Annotated in this window: 15 protein-coding genes; 6 read left to right on the top strand and 9 right to left on the bottom strand. The window is 51.0% G+C overall.

Going from position 1 to position 15746, the window contains the following annotated elements; translation table 11 throughout:
* Positions 1-180: 180 nt before the first annotated feature.
* A complete protein-coding gene (locus L855_RS14525; protein WP_159789179.1) occupies positions 181-351 on the bottom strand; it encodes a hypothetical protein in 171 nt (56 codons plus the stop codon).
* A 528-nt stretch (positions 352-879) separates the two neighbouring features.
* Positions 880-1695 (bottom strand): 3-methyl-2-oxobutanoate hydroxymethyltransferase, encoded by an 816-nt coding sequence (gene panB / locus L855_RS14520; protein WP_159789177.1) that lies wholly within the window; start codon positions 1693-1695, stop codon positions 880-882.
* A 288-nt stretch (positions 1696-1983) separates the two neighbouring features.
* Here panB and L855_RS14515 point away from each other — a divergent pair, with 288 nt between their 5' ends.
* Positions 1984-3933 (top strand): sensor histidine kinase, encoded by a 1950-nt coding sequence (locus L855_RS14515; RefSeq protein ID WP_159789175.1) that lies wholly within the window; start codon positions 1984-1986, stop codon positions 3931-3933.
* Between the two features lie 13 nt (positions 3934-3946).
* Here L855_RS14515 and L855_RS14510 read toward each other — a convergent pair whose 3' ends face one another.
* The 3 genes from L855_RS14510 to L855_RS14505 are packed head-to-tail and all read right to left on the bottom strand — an operon-like array spanning position 3947 to position 5874.
* Positions 3947-4684, bottom strand: a complete 738-nt coding sequence (locus tag L855_RS14510) for a vWA domain-containing protein (protein WP_159789173.1) — start codon at positions 4682-4684, stop codon at positions 3947-3949.
* Between the two features lie 52 nt (positions 4685-4736).
* Positions 4737-4907 carry a hypothetical protein gene (locus tag L855_RS22900; protein ID WP_425500609.1) on the bottom strand — a complete coding sequence of 57 codons (171 nt, stop codon included), beginning with the start codon at positions 4905-4907 and terminating at the stop codon, positions 4737-4739.
* 43 nt (positions 4908-4950) lie between these two features.
* Positions 4951-5874 (bottom strand): mannose-1-phosphate guanylyltransferase, encoded by a 924-nt coding sequence (locus L855_RS14505; RefSeq protein ID WP_425500577.1) that lies wholly within the window; start codon positions 5872-5874, stop codon positions 4951-4953.
* 405 nt (positions 5875-6279) lie between these two features.
* Here L855_RS14505 and L855_RS14500 point away from each other — a divergent pair, with 405 nt between their 5' ends.
* Positions 6280-7308 (top strand): chlorophyll a/b binding light-harvesting protein, encoded by a 1029-nt coding sequence (locus L855_RS14500; RefSeq protein WP_159789171.1) that lies wholly within the window; start codon positions 6280-6282, stop codon positions 7306-7308.
* A 70-nt stretch (positions 7309-7378) separates the two neighbouring features.
* Positions 7379-7534, top strand: a complete 156-nt coding sequence (locus L855_RS21205) for a hypothetical protein (RefSeq protein WP_192925034.1) — start codon at positions 7379-7381, stop codon at positions 7532-7534.
* A gap of 134 nt (positions 7535-7668) precedes the next feature.
* On the opposite strand, the gene L855_RS14495 is transcribed toward L855_RS21205, so the two are convergent.
* Together L855_RS14495 and L855_RS14490 are read right to left on the bottom strand one after the other, a co-directional pair.
* Positions 7669-7920, bottom strand: a complete 252-nt coding sequence (locus L855_RS14495; protein ID WP_159789169.1) for a hypothetical protein — start codon at positions 7918-7920, stop codon at positions 7669-7671.
* Positions 7921-7974: 54 nt separating this feature from the next.
* On the bottom strand, positions 7975-9042 hold the full coding sequence (locus tag L855_RS14490; RefSeq protein ID WP_159789167.1) for a mannose-1-phosphate guanylyltransferase: 1068 nt from the start codon (positions 9040-9042) through the stop codon (positions 7975-7977).
* 405 nt (positions 9043-9447) lie between these two features.
* Between L855_RS14490 and L855_RS14485 the strand changes: the two genes are divergently transcribed.
* The 3 genes from L855_RS14485 (at position 9448) to fldA (ending at position 11380) form a co-directional block, all read left to right on the top strand.
* Entirely contained in the window at positions 9448-10476 is a 1029-nt protein-coding gene (locus L855_RS14485; RefSeq protein ID WP_159789165.1) for a chlorophyll a/b binding light-harvesting protein, read from the top strand.
* 68 nt (positions 10477-10544) lie between these two features.
* On the top strand, positions 10545-10700 hold the full coding sequence (locus L855_RS21200) for a hypothetical protein (RefSeq protein WP_192925033.1): 156 nt from the start codon (positions 10545-10547) through the stop codon (positions 10698-10700).
* Between the two features lie 167 nt (positions 10701-10867).
* Entirely contained in the window at positions 10868-11380 is a 513-nt protein-coding gene (fldA, locus tag L855_RS14480; RefSeq protein WP_159789163.1) for a flavodoxin FldA, read from the top strand.
* 198 nt (positions 11381-11578) lie between these two features.
* Here fldA and L855_RS14475 read toward each other — a convergent pair whose 3' ends face one another.
* Both L855_RS14475 and L855_RS14470 read right to left on the bottom strand, forming a co-directional pair.
* Positions 11579-12877 carry a WD40 repeat domain-containing protein gene (locus L855_RS14475; protein ID WP_159789161.1) on the bottom strand — a complete coding sequence of 433 codons (1299 nt, stop codon included), beginning with the start codon at positions 12875-12877 and terminating at the stop codon, positions 11579-11581.
* A gap of 39 nt (positions 12878-12916) precedes the next feature.
* Entirely contained in the window at positions 12917-15727 is a 2811-nt protein-coding gene (locus L855_RS14470) for an nSTAND1 domain-containing NTPase (protein WP_159789158.1), read from the bottom strand.
* Positions 15728-15746: the final 19 nt, after the last annotated feature.

Here is a 15746-nt window from a genome sequence, read left to right as displayed (position 1 = left end):
CTGACCCGGCAGGTTTGGTTAAGCGGTTGTCTTCACTATAACTTGTGGCGATAACTTACGACGATTCCCGTCAAGATACTGTAAAACCCGAAGGCGATCGTAAGAACTGCTCCGGGTTGCCTAATTAACCTGTGATGGCGTCTCAGGTGGCGATGGGAAAACGGGTCGTCGAGAGGTTGACTAACGATGAGGCAGATAAATAGTGATGGATTCCCCATCATCGTTGGTCAAATGCCGCGCTTCAAATCCCAGCCGATCGCCCTGGCGGGAACGGCCAGAATGTCTGGAGTCGGAACGATGATAGCCAAGGGAAGGAAGGGGGCGATCAATCGGAGATGTGGAGCGTGCCATAGAAGGAGTCCTCTGGGTAAGCGGTTATGGGAGACCGGGATCGCTCCTTCAGGCGAGAGATATCGTCTTTTAAGGAATGATGGCCCCGGAACAATTGAGATGAATCACAGACACATTAGAGGTGGGTGAGATGACTAAGGTCAGGAGACTCAAGGTTTGGTTATTTGACGTTTACGTCGCGTTAACCTGTTGTTCATTTACTCTAATTATATCTCTTTTCTTTCCCAGCCTTCAGGATGATGAGTTAAAACTTAACAAATTTAGACCCATGACATAGCGAATATCGCTGCGATTGTCAAGCTCGGTTATTCCTCAACTCTCAGTCTTTCTGATGAGGGTTATGACAGTCTTAAAACTGATACATCGGTGTAAATACGTAAAGTTCTAGTTAAAATCAGATTATGAGGGTTATGACAGTCTTAAAACTGATACATCGGTGTAAATACGTAAAGTTCTAGTTAAAATCAGATGGTTTTTTCTTGATCCCCAGATTGCTCTGAGGAGACCAAAGGATGCGATCGCACGTCGTCACTGTACTGTTGTTTTTTCTTGATCCCCAGATTGCTCTGAGGAGACCAAAGGATGCGATCGCACGTCGTCACTGTACTGTTGAATTGCCTGCTGAATCGTCTCCCGTAAGTTGGCATAGACCTTTGCAAAGGGGGGTTGGCGATCGGACCATCCTAAGAGATCATGGGTGACTAAAATTTGTCCATCACAGCCGCCCCCCGCCCCGATCCCAATGGTGGGAATCGTCAGTTTTGCGGTTACGGTTTCGGCTAACTGACTTTCAATATGTTCTAACACCACGGCAAAGGCTCCGGCCGCTTCCAAGGCTAAGGCTTCTGCAAAAATACGCTGCGCCTCAACATCGGTTGTCCCTTGTTTGCGATAGCCAAGCTGATGCACGGATTGGGGAGTCAGTCCCACATGGCCCATCACCGGAATTCCCGCTCGTACTAATTTCGCGACAATCTCGCTCATTTCCGGATGTCCCCCTTCTACCTTCACGGCGGCGGCCCCGGTTTCCTTCAAGACACGGCCAGCCGAATGCAGCGCCTGTTGCGGGCTTTCTTGATAGGTGAGGAAGGGCAAATCCACCACCAGCAGGGCCTGTTTCACCCCTCGACGCACGGCTTTGGCGTGATGCAACATTTCCTCCAGGGTCAGCGGTAAGGTGGTCTCGTACCCCAGGGCCACCATGGCTAAGGAATCACCAACGAGGATCAGATCGACCCCCGCTTCATCTAAGACTTTGGCGATCGCATAATCCCAAGCGGTCAAGGCCACTAGGGGACGTTTCTCTTGTTTCCAGCGTGCCAAGGTTCGAGGAGTAACAGCCATAACATCCGACTCAATGGGGAAATCCCCTGAAGATTTAACACCACCAGTTTATCGAAATTAGGGAATTTCCCTGACCTTTGCCCAACGGCAGGCTGAGGTCGCGATATCCTAGTCAGTAGTGGAACCTATCAGTGAACCCATCAGTGAACCCTCTGTGTTGTTCAGGGCTACCCCCTGTTTTGGGTGATGTCTCTCTTCACAGTGCTAGCCCCCCCTCCTACCCTCCTCAAACTCGTGTTTTTTCGCCCGACTAACCGTCCCTCCCCAAAACTGTCATTGCGTACCGCCTTGACAACGCCTCTCGTGTTATTACTTCTGGTCTTTACGGCTGCGATCGGCTTTTCCTCCTATCGTTCGGGCCAGCGAACGGTGGAGGAGTTTGCCACGCAGTTACAGAATGAGGTCAGTCGTCACATTCTCCAATATTTGAGCGATTACCTGGCGACGCCTCGCCAAGTGAGCCAAACCAATGCAGCGGCGTTGAGTCTCGATCGCTTGAGTTTAGAGGACTGGCAGGTAATGGGAACCTACCTCTGGGAACATATGCAAGCCTTTGAGATGCAAACCCTCTTTTATAGTGAGGCGATGGAGGGGCAACTCCTGCTATCCCGTGAAGAGGATGGAACAGCCCGCTTATATCGTACAACCGAGGAGATGGACCGGTGGGATATGACTCCCATTAGTCGCCAGGGACGGTTTTTGCCCGAATCTGAGGAAATCCCGGGGACTCTATCTGAGATTATCAATCAGGTAACGCTCCAACCCCCGTCGGGGCCCCTCTGGCAACATCTACCCTCAGGAAACCTACTGGCGATCGCCCCGGTTTATGGAAATACGGGGGAATTACGGGGAACCCTGGGGGTGGAAACAGATATTGCCCCCCTCGGTTCGTTTCTACGACAACTGACGCTGATGCAGGGGGGTCAGGCGTTTATTGTCGATCGCCAAGGGGATCTCATTTCCAGTTCTGCCCCCCAACACTTGCGCGATGAGGTCAGGGGTGAGGGCGATCGCCCGCAATCGATTGATGTGCTCAATAGTCCCAATACTACAATCCGCACGGCGGCGAACACCTTACTGAACCGGTTTGGCAGTTTTGAGAATATCCAAGGAACCCAAATTCTGGCTTTTTCTCAGGCTAACCGACGCTATGTCTTGCAGGTGACTCCCTTTCGCGATGAGTGGGGGTTGGATTGGTTGGTGGTGGTGACGGTTCCCAATACGGAGTTAATGCAGCCTATTTGGTTGAATCTAGTCATCATCGCGGTGTTGGGTCTGATCGCGATGGTGACGGCGGCGGTGATGGGTTGGCAATTAGCAGCTTGGTTGGGACAACCGCTACGACGGCTAACCAAGTCTATGACCCAGTTGGGACGACATTCAGGTTCGACGACGATTCCCCTCATGGTTGAGGATGCGTCTCAAGAGGTGGGGATATTAGGTAAGAGTTTTAATCGCTTGGCGTTGCGCTTTCAAGCCACTGTGGCTCGGTTAGAACAGGAAAATGGGGCCTTGCGGGAAACTGATCGCCTCAAGGATTTGTATTTACATAATCTGGCCGAGGAGTTCCGTCGGCCGATTGAAGAAGCCATCAAGCGAATTCAGGTCTTGGGCGATCGCCCCCATGAGTATTCTCGGCGGGATCATCAGGATTTACATCAGTTGCGGAAGCTCGGACAGCGGCTGCTGGAGTTGATGGAGGATATTTCCGATTTAACCCAGATTCATTCAGGCCAGATGACACCAGAGTTAACCTCGGTGGATTTACAACTGCTCTTGGATGAGGTGGTGGAGGACTATCGCTCGATGTTGGAGGAGGCGAATCTCGACCTGGAACGCCGCGACTTTCCGCCCCCATTACGGGTGACGGCCGATCGCCAGATGCTGAAACAAGTGCTGGTGATTGTTTTTGAAAATGCGATTCAGTTTACGGAACAGGGTTCGATTACCCTCTCGACGACGATTAGTGCCCCGATGGGCCGAACCAGCTACCATGAACTCCCGGAGGCAATTATTGCGGTTTCTGATAGTGGGATTGGCATTGACCCCCAGCAACAGGACAAGCTCTTTCAACCGTTTACTAAAATTGAAGGCTGTCCTGAAGGCCGTCGTGGTCCTGGTTTGGGGTTGGCGATCGCCGCTAATTTGGTGTCTTTAATGAAAGGCAAAATTTTCGTAGACAGTGAGGGATGCGGTCAGGGAACTACGGTGACGATTATCCTCCCCGTGAGCAATTAAACGGGTTGGCGGCTTAGTCGGTGATGGCGGCCAGGAGGACTTCCGAGAGGGTGGCACGGTTGATGGTGTCGAAGGTGACGGCATCGCAAATGTCAAATTTGGCCCCTAAACTTTCGAGTTCGTTGTCTAGGCTGATGAGAAAGGATTGCAGTTCTAAATCAGTACCAACTTGCAGCAGCAGGATGCCCAATTCGTCTTCACGGTGGAGACGTTTTGAGGCGGCAATGATGGTCTGTTTGACCTTTTCTGGGTCTAGGGGCAGACTGCCAATAAGGACAAAAATAATTTCTCCGTTGGCTTTGTTTTCACCGTAGCGGCGATGTTGAAAATAGCGATTGCAGGCATCTTCGAGAACGGGAGCCAGGTGAGACTGGTTTGAGGGAGGATGCTGGCGGAAGAGGGCGGGAATGCGATCGGTGGTGATGCGATCGCAGTATTCAAAGCTGTTGTTATAGAAATACAGGTCAATCCCTTTGAAGTCAAAGCGTTCGCAGTGGGTGGCGACGGCTAGGGTGGCATCTTCGAGGATGGACTGGAGGGTGATCCGATGGGTGGGGTCGATGACGCTCATGTTGGAGCTGCGATCGACAATTAGGGTATAGTTACGATTTTGAATTAAGTCCCCGCCATCGGTGAGAACGTCAGGGGGACTAAACTCCTCTTCCCCTTGAGCAAAATTTGAGAGTTCTCCCTCCGAGGCAAAGCCAAATAGGCTGACGGGGTTCATGTCGCCGGAATTGATGTTGGCCATGGTTTAATAATTCCCTAAACTAAGGTTTTAACGTGAACAGAGTTTGAATTTCTTAGAGGAATTGTTGTAAGTTTACGTCCTCTTTTAAGGTTTTTAGAACTGATTTAATATCCTGGGTGCGGTCTTTTTTGACAATCAGGGTCGCATTGCCATCGCGAACCACGACCACATCCTCTAAGCCAATGGTGACAATAAGTTCATCGGGATTGCTGTTATAAAAAATACTATTTCGGCTATCTTGCCCGATATGGCGGCCGAGTTCGACGTTACCTGATTTTGCTGTTATAAAAAATACTATTTCGGCTATCTTGCCCGATATGGCGGCCGAGTTCGACGTTACCTGATTCGGGGCTGGTGTTTTCTGATTGCAGGCGATCGAGGGCGTTCCAATCCCCGAGATCGTCCCAGCCAAAGGAGACGGGAAGGACGGCGGCCCGTTGGGTTTTCTCCATCAGAGCATAGTCGATACTAATTTTGGTGAGGTTGGGATAGGCCTTGACGCCCTCTTGCTGAAGCTGTTGCATCAGGTCTGGGGCGTATTGTTTCAGTTCAGCTAGGGCTACCCCAGCTTGGAAGATGAAAATGCCACTATTCCAGCTAAATCGTCCGCTCGCCAAGAAGTCTTCGGCGGTGGGGCGATCGGGTTTTTCGGTGAAGCGGGCCACTTGGAAGGCGGCTAAGTCTTTGATGGTTCCCTGGGGTTCCCCTTGTTCGATGTAGCCGTAGCCGCTGGAGGGATAAGTGGGTTTAACCCCTAGGGTTACGATCGCCCCTTGCTGTTGGGCCACCTCAATGGCGGCGTGGAGGGTATGGTGGAAGGCTTCAGGGGGGTCAATCCAGTGATCGGCGGGGAAAAAGCCCACAACTGCGTCAGGGCCATGGCGTTGGCTGATTTCTAGGGTTGTCCAAGCGACGGCGGGGGCGGTGTCTCGGCCTTCGGGTTCGATGAGGAGATTGGCTTCAGGGAGTTCCGGTAACTGTTGACGCACCCCGTCGGCCAGATGGCTGGCGGTAATCACCCAGAGATTCTCCCAGCCGTTGGCTAGGGGGAGTAGGCGATCGGCGGTGGCTTGCAAGAGGCTGCGATCGCTCCCATCCAGGCAGAGAAATTGTTTGGGGCGTTCCAGGCGACTCAGGGGCCAGAAGCGTTCGCCTTTACCACCAGCAAGAATCACAGGGGTGAAAACCATAGGGAGCCTATTCGTGAATGAATGCACTTATGTTATAGCAAGAGGGAACGGGGGAAAGAAACAACGTAGGGGCGTACCCTTGTGGTCGCCCTCGGGGAATTGGGACCCCTTGCGATCGCCCTCCGGGAATTAGGACCCTGTTCGACCCATTTTTCTCCCCATGTAATAAAACTCACTCTCAATAAGTAGCCGAGATTACCACCATTACTCACTGAATCAGAATGGGAAAATTGCCTGCTTTCATCATGAAATAAGGGTTTCAAACTCCCATCACCACCCAGAACCCGCAAATATTTACAAAAGTTAATAGATTTTTATTGAGAAAGATTCTAGTCTAAGAGTCAGTTGCTTATTGACGATATTTAGCAATAAGCCCTGCAAACCATGAACTTGTGAGTCGAGCCTATGCAAACCTACGATAATCCCAAAGTCAAATATGACTGGTGGGCCGGAAATGCCCGATTTACCGATATGTCGGGCTTATTTATCGCCGCCCATGTCGCCCAGGCGGCCCTGATTACCTTTTGGGCTGGGGCTTTCACCCTATTTGAAATCTCTTGGTTTGACCCAACCCTCCCCATGGGAGAACAGGGGTTAATCCTGCTCCCCCACCTAGCCACCCTCGGCTGGGGTGTCGGCGACGGTGGACAGATTGTTGATACCTATCCCTACTTCGTAGTCGGGGCGGTTCATCTGATTTCCTCCGCCGTTTTAGGGGCCGGGGCCTTGTTCCATACCTTCAAAGCCCCAGAAGACCTCAAAACCGCCTCAGGACGTGCCAAACGCTTCCATTTTGAATGGGATGACCCCAAACAGTTGGGTCTCATTTTGGGACATCATCTGCTGTTTTTGGGAGCCGGGGCCTTGCTGCTAGTGGCGAAAGCCATGTACTGGGGTGGACTTTATGACGCCGCCAGTCAGACGGTTCGGGTTGTGAGCGAACCCACCCTGAACCCCTTTGTGATTTATGGCTATCAAACCCATTTCGCCAGTGTCAATAATTTGGAAGACCTGGTGGGCGGTCATGTTTATGTGGGCGTGATGCTGATTGGTGGTGGGATTTGGCATATCTTAGTTCCGCCGCTGAATTGGGCGAAAAAGGTGCTGATTTTTTCCGGGGAAGCGATTTTGTCCTACTCCCTCGGCGGAATTGCTTTGGCGGGATTTGTCGCCTCCTATTTCTGTGCGGTGAATACCTTGGCCTATCCAGTAGAGTTCTATGGCCCCGCCTTAGAAATCAAACTGGGAATTACTCCTTATTTCGCCGATACCGCTGACTTACCCTTCGGCACCCATACCGCTCGCTGTTGGTTAGCCAATGCTCATTTCTTCCTCTCGTTCTTCTTCCTGCAAGGACATTTGTGGCACGCCTTGCGAGCCATGGGCTTTGATTTTCGTCGAGTTGACAAGGCGTTAAATTCCTTGGAAACCTAATCTCATCTCTCTTCTCTCTCTGGTTTTTCTTCTCTCTCTACTCTGTTGTCGCTTCTCACACCTTTGACTTATGAACTGTCCATGTTGTTCAGGAAAACTACTGCGTCAGGTGAGTCGCCGTGAACTGACCTGGTACTGTCTAAGTTGTCGCTCGGTGTTTCCAGACTCGACGACCCGCTTGGAGACAGTTCAACTCTCTAATATGCCGGTATCTTCTCGGCGTTAAGTCGAAATACTCGACGACCCGCTTGGAGACAGTTCAACTCTCTAATATGCCGGTATCTTCTCGGCGTTAAGTCGAAAACAATCAATTCGTTATTAGGGGGTTCGAGTCTATGGTCTAATGTGTTGCCTTGGATATCAAACTGTGAGGGCGAACAGCCGTTCGCCCCTACAAGATGGGTTTTGATATTTCCCTGAAACTTGTTGTCCTGAAATTTGTTGCCATTCAATCTTTAGGGTATAGTTGCGATTCTGAATTAAGTCGCCCCCATCGGTGAGAACGTCAGGCTGGCTATCGTCCTGAACTTGGCCGAGAGTTGAGAATCCTGCATCAGGCGTAAAGCCAAACAGGGTAACGGGGTTCATGTCGCCGGAATTTATATTGGCCATGGTTATAATCACTCCCTAGACTGTTGTTTTAAGGTGAGAAGGATTTGACGTTAGTTAGAGGAATTGTTGTAAATTTGAGTCCTCTTTTAAGGTTTTTAGAACTGATTTAATGTCCTGAGTGCGGTCTTTCTTGACAATGAGGGTAGCATTGCCATCGCGAACCACGACCACATCCTCTAGGCCAATAGTGACAATAAGTTCGTCCGGGTTGCTGTTATAAAAAATACTATTTCGGCTATCTTGCCCGATATGGCGGCCGAGTTCGACGTTACCTGATTCGGGGCTGGTGTTTTCCGGTTGCAGGCGATCGAGGGCGTTCCAATCCCCGAGATCGTCCCAGCCAAAGGAGACGGGAAGGACGGCGGCCCGTTGGGTTTTCTCCATCAGAGCATAGTCGATACTAATTTTGGTGAGGTTGGGATAGGCCTTGACGCCCTCTTGCTGAAGCTGTTGCATCAGGTCTGGGGCGTATTGTTTCAGTTCAGCTAGGGCTACCCCAGCTTGGAAGATGAAAATGCCACTATTCCAGCTAAATCGTCCGCTCGCCAAGAAGTCTTCGGCGGTGGGGCGATCGGGTTTTTCGGTGAAGCGGGCCACTTGGAAGGCGGCTAAGTCTTTGATGGTTCCCTGGGGTTCCCCTTGTTCGATGTAGCCGTAGCCGCTGGAGGGATAAGTGGGTTTAACCCCTAGGGTTACGATCGCCCCTTGCTGTTGGGCCACCTCAATGGCGGCGTGGAGGGTATGGTGGAAGGCTTCAGGGGGGTCAATCCAGTGATCGGCGGGGAAAAAGCCCACAACTGCGTCAGGGCCATGGCGTTGGCTGATTTCTAGGGTTGTCCAAGCGACGGCGGGGGCGGTGTCTCGGCCTTCGGGTTCGATGAGGAGATTGGCTTCAGGGAGTTCCGGTAACTGTTGACGCACCCCGTCGGCCAGATGGCTGGCGGTAATCACCCAGAGATTCTCCCAGCCGTTGGCTAGGGGGAGTAGGCGATCGGCGGTGGCTTGCAAGAGGCTGCGATCGCTCCCATCCAGGCAGAGAAATTGTTTGGGGCGTTCCAGGCGACTCAGGGGCCAGAAGCGTTCGCCTTTACCACCAGCAAGAATCACAGGGGTGAAAACCATAGGGAGCCTATTCGTGAATGAATGCACTTATGTTATAGCAAGAGGGAACGGGGGAAAGAAACAACGTAGGGGCGTACCCTTGTGGTCGCCCTCGGGGAATTAGGACCCCTTGCGATCGCCCTCCGGGAATTAGGACCCTGTTCGACCCATTTTTCTCCCCATGTAATAAAACTCACTCTCAATAAGTAGCCGAGATTACCACCATTACTCACTGAATCAGAATGGGAAAATTGCCTGCTTTCATCATAAAATAAGGGTTTCAAACTCCCATCACCACCCAGAACCCGCAAATATTTACAAAAGTTAATAGATTTTTATTGAGAAAGATTCTAGTCTAAGAGTCAGTCGCTTATTGACGAGATTTAGCAATAAGCCCTGAAAACCACAAACTTGTGAGTCGAGCCTATGCAAACCTACGATAATCCCAAAGTCACCTATGACTGGTGGGCCGGAAATGCCCGATTTACCGATATGTCGGGCTTATTTATCGCCGCCCATGTCGCCCAGGCGGCCCTGATTACCTTTTGGGCCGGGGCTTTCACCCTATTTGAAATCTCTCGGTTTGACCCAACCCTCCCCATGGGAGAACAAGGGTTAATCCTGCTCTCCCACCTAGCCACCCTCGGCTGGGGTGTCGGCGACGGTGGGCAGATTGTCGATACCTATCCCTACTTCGTCGTCGGAGCGGTTCATCTCATCTCCTCCGCCGTCTTAGGAGCCGGGGCCTTGTTCCATACCTTCAAAGCCCCAGAAGACCTCAAAACCGCCTCAGGACGTGCCAAACGCTTCCATTTTGAATGGGATGACCCCAAACAGTTGGGTCTGATTTTGGGACATCATCTGCTCTTTTTGGGAGCCGGGGCCTTGCTGCTGGTGGCGAAAGCCATGTACTGGGGTGGACTCTATGATGCCGCCAGTCAGACGGTTCGCGTCGTCACCGAACCCACCCTGAATCCCTTTGTAATTTATGGCTATCAAACCCATTTCGCCAGTGTTAATAATTTGGAAGACCTGGTGGGTGGCCATGTTTATGTAGGTGTGATGCTGATTGGGGGTGGAATTTGGCATATCTTAGTTCCGCCGCTGAATTGGGCTAAAAAGGTGCTGATTTTTTCCGGGGAAGCGATTTTGTCCTACTCCTTGGGCGGGATTGCTTTGGCGGGATTTGTCGCCTCCTATTTCTGTGCGGTGAATACCTTGGCCTATCCGGTGGAGTTCTATGGCCCCGCCTTAGAAATCAAACTTGGAATTACTCCTTATTTCGCCGATACCGCTGACTTACCCTTCGGCACGCATACCGCTCGCTGTTGGTTAGCCAATGCTCATTTCTTCCTCTCGTTCTTCTTCCTGCAAGGACATTTATGGCACGCTTTGCGAGCCATGGGGTTTGATTTTCGTCGGGTTGACAAGGCGTTAAATTCCTTGGAAACCTAATCTCGTCTCTCTTTTCTCTCGTTTCTCTTCTCTCTCTACTCTGTTATCGCTCCTCACACCTTTGACTTATGAACTGTCCGTGTTGTTCGGGAAAATTACTGCGTCAGGTGAGTCGCCGTGAACTGACCTGGTACTGTCTGAGTTGTCGCTCGGTGTTTCCGAACTCGACGACCCGCTTGGAGACAGTTCAACTCTCTAATATGCCGGTATCTTCTCGGCGTTAAGTCGAAAACAATCAATTCGTTATTAGGAGGTTCGAGTCTATGGTCTAATGTGTTGCCTTGGATATCAAACTGTGAGGGCGAACAGCCGTTCGCCCCTACAAAATGGGTTTTGATGTTTCCCTAAAACTTGTTGTCTTGAAATTTGTTGCCATTCAATCTCTAGTATTATGTCAAAAATTGGTCTTTTCTTTGGAACCCAAACTGGAAATACGGAAGCGGCGGCTGAGATGATTCAGTCGGCATTGGGGGGAGATAGTGTTGTCACCCTTCACGATGTGGCTGAGGCAGATTTAGATGAATTGGGTGAGTATGATTGTTTGATTATTGGTTGTCCGACTTGGAATATTGGTGAGTTACAAAGTGATTGGGAGGGTTTATATGATGAGTTAGATGCTTTGGATTTTAGTGGTAAAAAAGTAGCCTACTTTGGCGTGGGAGACCAGATTGGCTATGCGGATAATTTCCAGGATGCGATGGGGATGTTAGAAGAGAAGATTTCTCAATTAGGGGGTGCAACGGTTGGCTATTGGCCGACGGATGGCTATGAGTTTGAGGAGTCGAAGGCGGTGCGGGATGGTAAGTTTGTTGGCTTGGCCCTCGATGAGGATAACCAGCCGGAGATGACGGAAGAGCGGGTTCAGGCTTGGACAAGTCAGTTGAAAAGTGCGTTTGAACTGTAAAGGTTAAGGCGGACGGTTCGTTTTTAATACCATGTTTCATGCCTTCGTACCATAGATGTCTGTAGGGGCGAACCCTTGTGGTCGCCCTCTTCGGTATGTATGTCTGGCAAGGATTTCAAAAAATGGTGTAATCCCCGGTTTCTGGACAGATGCGATTTACAGAAGTCGGGGATTTGGTTTGGCTGAGGGATGGCTGGGTTAGTCAGTGGGGGAAGTTTCGGGTGGGGGGATGTTGCAGAGAGCGCGATCGCCCTCGGTGATGTTAGGATTAGAGACGAGGTAGGATCGCAACCCGTCACAGGCGCGATGGATTAACTCCTCTAGGGTGTCCACGTTCCAGATTTTTAGCGTTCCGTCTAATGAGGCAGAGGCTAATGTTGCCTGATTTTGATTAAACGCGACAGTGCTGGTTTGTCGTGAATAGGGTTCAAAAGACTGGCGTTCTTGTCCTGTAGGCACATCCCATAAGCTGACGGTTCCGTTGTCTAAAGAAAGTGCTAGCTGAGTGCCGTCAGGAGTCAACTTGGCTTGATAGACAGAACCTGAATGAACCTCAAAGCTATAGGATTTTGTTTCTGTTAAAACATCCCACAATTTCACCTTACCCTCGTTTGAGGCAAGTATTAACTGAGTGCCATCGGCGTTAAACTCTACACTTGTCGTCCCATCAATATCAATCGGGAAAGACCGGACTAGCTCTCGTTTGGTTAAATCCCAAAGCTTGACAATTCCACTTGCTGAGACAGAGACAACTTTCGTGCCATTATCCTTGAACGCGACAGCTTTAACGACATGACTATGGTCATCAAAGGAGTGCTGTAATTGACCCGTGGGAACATCCCAAAGCTTCACGGTTCTATCTACCGAGGCGGACACTACCTGGGTTCCCTGGTCATTAAACTTGGCACTAAAAACTAGACTTGAATGACCCTCCAAGGAGTGAAGGGGTTCTCCAGTTGCCACATCCCATAGCCTGACGCTTCCATCCCGGGCCGCAGTCACCACCTGAGTTCCCTGGTTGTTAAACTCCGTACTCCAGACGGCAGCCTGATGGCCCTCAAAAGAGTGGAGGAGTTCTCCAGTTGCTACATCCCATAGCCTGACGCTTCCATCCCGGGCCGCAGTCACCACCTGTGTTCCCTCGCCATTGACTTCGGTTCTAATCACTGAATCTGAATGGGCCTCTAGTTTATATTGTAATGGGTTCTGAAGATGAAGTGCTGCTAAAATCTGATTTAGACTAGCAATGGGTTTAACTGTTGGATACTGCTGTTGGGAGGATGTGGTGAATTTGAGTTCTTGAGCAGTTTGGGTTGCGGTTCGAAGTGCTTCTAACTCATCTTCTTGCTCTAATTGTTTTAAAGCTAAGTGACTGTTCTTTTCTAATAGGGTCACGAGCCGTGCTGTTTTTAACGCTTGATAAACCCGACTAGCAGCTATGGGTAGGGAAACAATTGTGATGACCGCTACCGTAATCCCAACAGATCTTCGGTTCATTTTCATTTCATCTACTAAATTTTTTAGGGGATGGCTGGGTTAGTCAGTGGGGGGAGTTTCCGGTGGGGGGATGTTGCAGAGAGCTTGGTCGGCCTCGGTGACGTTAGGATTAGAGGTGAGGTAGGGTCGCAACCAGTCACAGGCGCGATGGATTAGTCTTCCTAAGGTAATAGGTCGGATTGTAATTTTTTTACTGTCATAAACTTGAAAAAATATTGTTTTACCAGTGTCTGTAATCAGATGGCTACTTGGCGATATGCTGATTTTTGATTCTTTCTCATGGTTACTATCAACTTCCACAAATCTAGCAGTTCCGTGTACGTAAGTTGGTATTTTCCAGATTGCTAAACCATATATCGCCAACATTACTATGCTAACGACAGCAGTCCGCTTAATCCGCAACTTAACCTGAGTGAATCGCTGTTCCAACTCCTCTAAGGTTCGCTCCGCCACTAACCGTTGACGCCGTTCCTCCTGCAAACTGGCGATTAACTCCGACTGGCGGGATTCATAAATCAACTCCGCCAGATAATCATGCACCAATTGATAGCGTTGCGGTTCCCCCGGAATCACCACCACTAACCCCGAGGCGGTGAAAATTTCCAAGACTAAATCTAAAGACTCCTGCAACGCTTGACCCTGGAGAGCCTGGGGAACCTGCTGTAACTCCTGCCACAACTCCTCATAAGACCGTAGAGGTCGCGTGCGCCGTTCATCGGTGAGGAGGTACAAAACCCCATTGGCCAGGCGCTCTTGCTCGGGACCACAGGCGCGGACGATATCATCGAGATATCCTTGCACTAACTGCTGTTTGGGATGCTCTCCCAAGGCGTCATAGGCGGAAATCTCGCGAATCTGCTGAGATTCTAACTGAAAGCCGACGAGCTGAAGTTCAATGGGACGGACGGCTCCCATCTCTTGGCTCAAATCGGCCACCAGGCGCGTTCTCAACTCTGCCTCTAAATGGGGAGCCAAGTTCGCTAATACCTGACGAGTCCGTTCTGCTGAGAGATTCCCTAACTTGTGCAACACCTGGCGGCTGAGAATGTCCCGATTGATACAGTCCATGGATTCTAAGTCATTGCAGAGCAACAAATACCCCACATAATCCGTTCGCAGGGAAAACACCACTTTCAAGGCTCCCAACTGCTGGATATTGCTGCACAACTGACCGATAAACTCAAAAAACGCCGCCTGGTCTTGGGGGTTGGGGTTGGCAAAGAAAAACTCCTCAAACTGGTCAAAGACTAAAATCACCTGACAATGCTGCTCCTCCAAGGCCCGCAACTTGGCCTCAATTCGTTGCTGAGCTGACCCCTGGGGTATCCCCTTCAGGGACTTTTTATGACGTCGGCTGGTTTGGTCAATGGCGGCCTCGAGTTTCTCAGTCCAGGGTTGATAGAGTCGTAGCAGGATGGGAATCCCCTCCCGTCCGCCGCTGAAGGTCTTTTCACGCAGGACGGGAAGTAGGCCGGCGTTGAGGAGGGAGCTTTTGCCGACTCCAGACAGTCCGTGAATGACGAGAATCTTGCTCTGGGTTCCTGAGAGGCGTTCTTGCAAGTGCCGGACATCCTCTTCTCGTCCCGATTCTTTGATTTCTGGGGGAAGATTGTCCAGGGAACAGCGTTGATAGAGAATCCCTTGCAGGCGACTGGCTCCCACAAAGGCTCGCTGACCGCCGTAGCGTTGGACTTGCCATTGCTGTTGCTGAATCGAGAAGGCGCGGCGATAGTCTTGGCGGTCCTGAAAATAAACGCGATGCAGCTGCTCTAAGGCCTTCAGCCAAAGGTTGGGGAAGGGGAAACTCTCTTGTTGGCACAGTTGTTCATTCATCGCCGCCAGATGGTCGACCTGTGCCGGGTCTGAGGAGGTTTCGGGATGGGTGATTTCGGTTAAGCTGTTGACCAGTTGCACCACGGCGGCGTTGGCCACGAGGTGGGCCAGGTCTGGTTCGGTGGCAGCTTGGAAGTGCTGCTGACTCTCTTGGAACTGGGTTTTTAGGGGATGCAGGTCTGGATAGTCGAGGGAGTGTTGTTGCTGTTCACTCTCCCAGAGGGAGAGGATGGCCTGCTGAAAGGCTAACCAGCCTAGACGTTTCTGACTTTTGGGGGTTGGGGGTGTGATGGTTTGCCAAAGGTTGGCCCCCTGGTTGAGCTGTTGTTCGGCTTGAGATAGCTCTTGCTGGAGGAGATACTGGTGACTTTGGATGATGGCCAGGTCGGCTTGGAGGCTGGGAGAGAGGTCGCGGTTGAGTTCGGTTTGAGCCAGGTCCAGTTCTCGCTGTTCGCTCTGGGAGAGGAGGGGTTGACTCCCTAGCCATTGTTCTGGGGAGGCTTGGGGAAGACGTTGGAAGAAGAGGTCTAGGAGATGGCGCAGTTCTTGCTCTAAGTCGTCTGGGGTGGGGTAGAAGCGTTTACTGGTGGCCCAACTGTGGAGGTCGTTGGCAAGGTTCAGCATCTCGGTGAGGCTATTGTCATCGAGCCAGATGGCGATGGGGACGGGACAATTCCGGCGCAGGCGATCGCGGATTTGGTTACTATTGGCTAGAAACTGGCGTACGTCGGCCAGTTGGTTGAGTCCCAAGATTTGCACGCCTTCGGGGGAGAATGGCTCGATGGCTTGGACAGCCTTAGCCAGGTTTTGTGCATTTGGGGGGAGATGAACCGCTGTGAGTGAGAATTGATACTGGTCTTGGCAAATCTGGGTCAGTTCCTTAGACCAGCGTTCGCAGGCTTGGCCATAGTTACAACGCACCAGAATCAGCTTAAAGTGACCCCGCGACAGGGCCATGGCCTGAGCGAGTTGCTGCAAGGTCTTTTGATTTTTAGCGGCGACATCAGCAGTCATCATCCATCTTGGCTATTGCAAT

This window comes from Sodalinema gerasimenkoae IPPAS B-353 (assembly GCF_009846485.1).
Classification (GTDB): Bacteria; Cyanobacteriota; Cyanobacteriia; order Cyanobacteriales; family Geitlerinemataceae; genus Sodalinema; species Sodalinema gerasimenkoae.
Note: the sequence above shows the minus strand (reverse complement) of the source record. Positions and strands in the feature narration are given on the sequence as shown.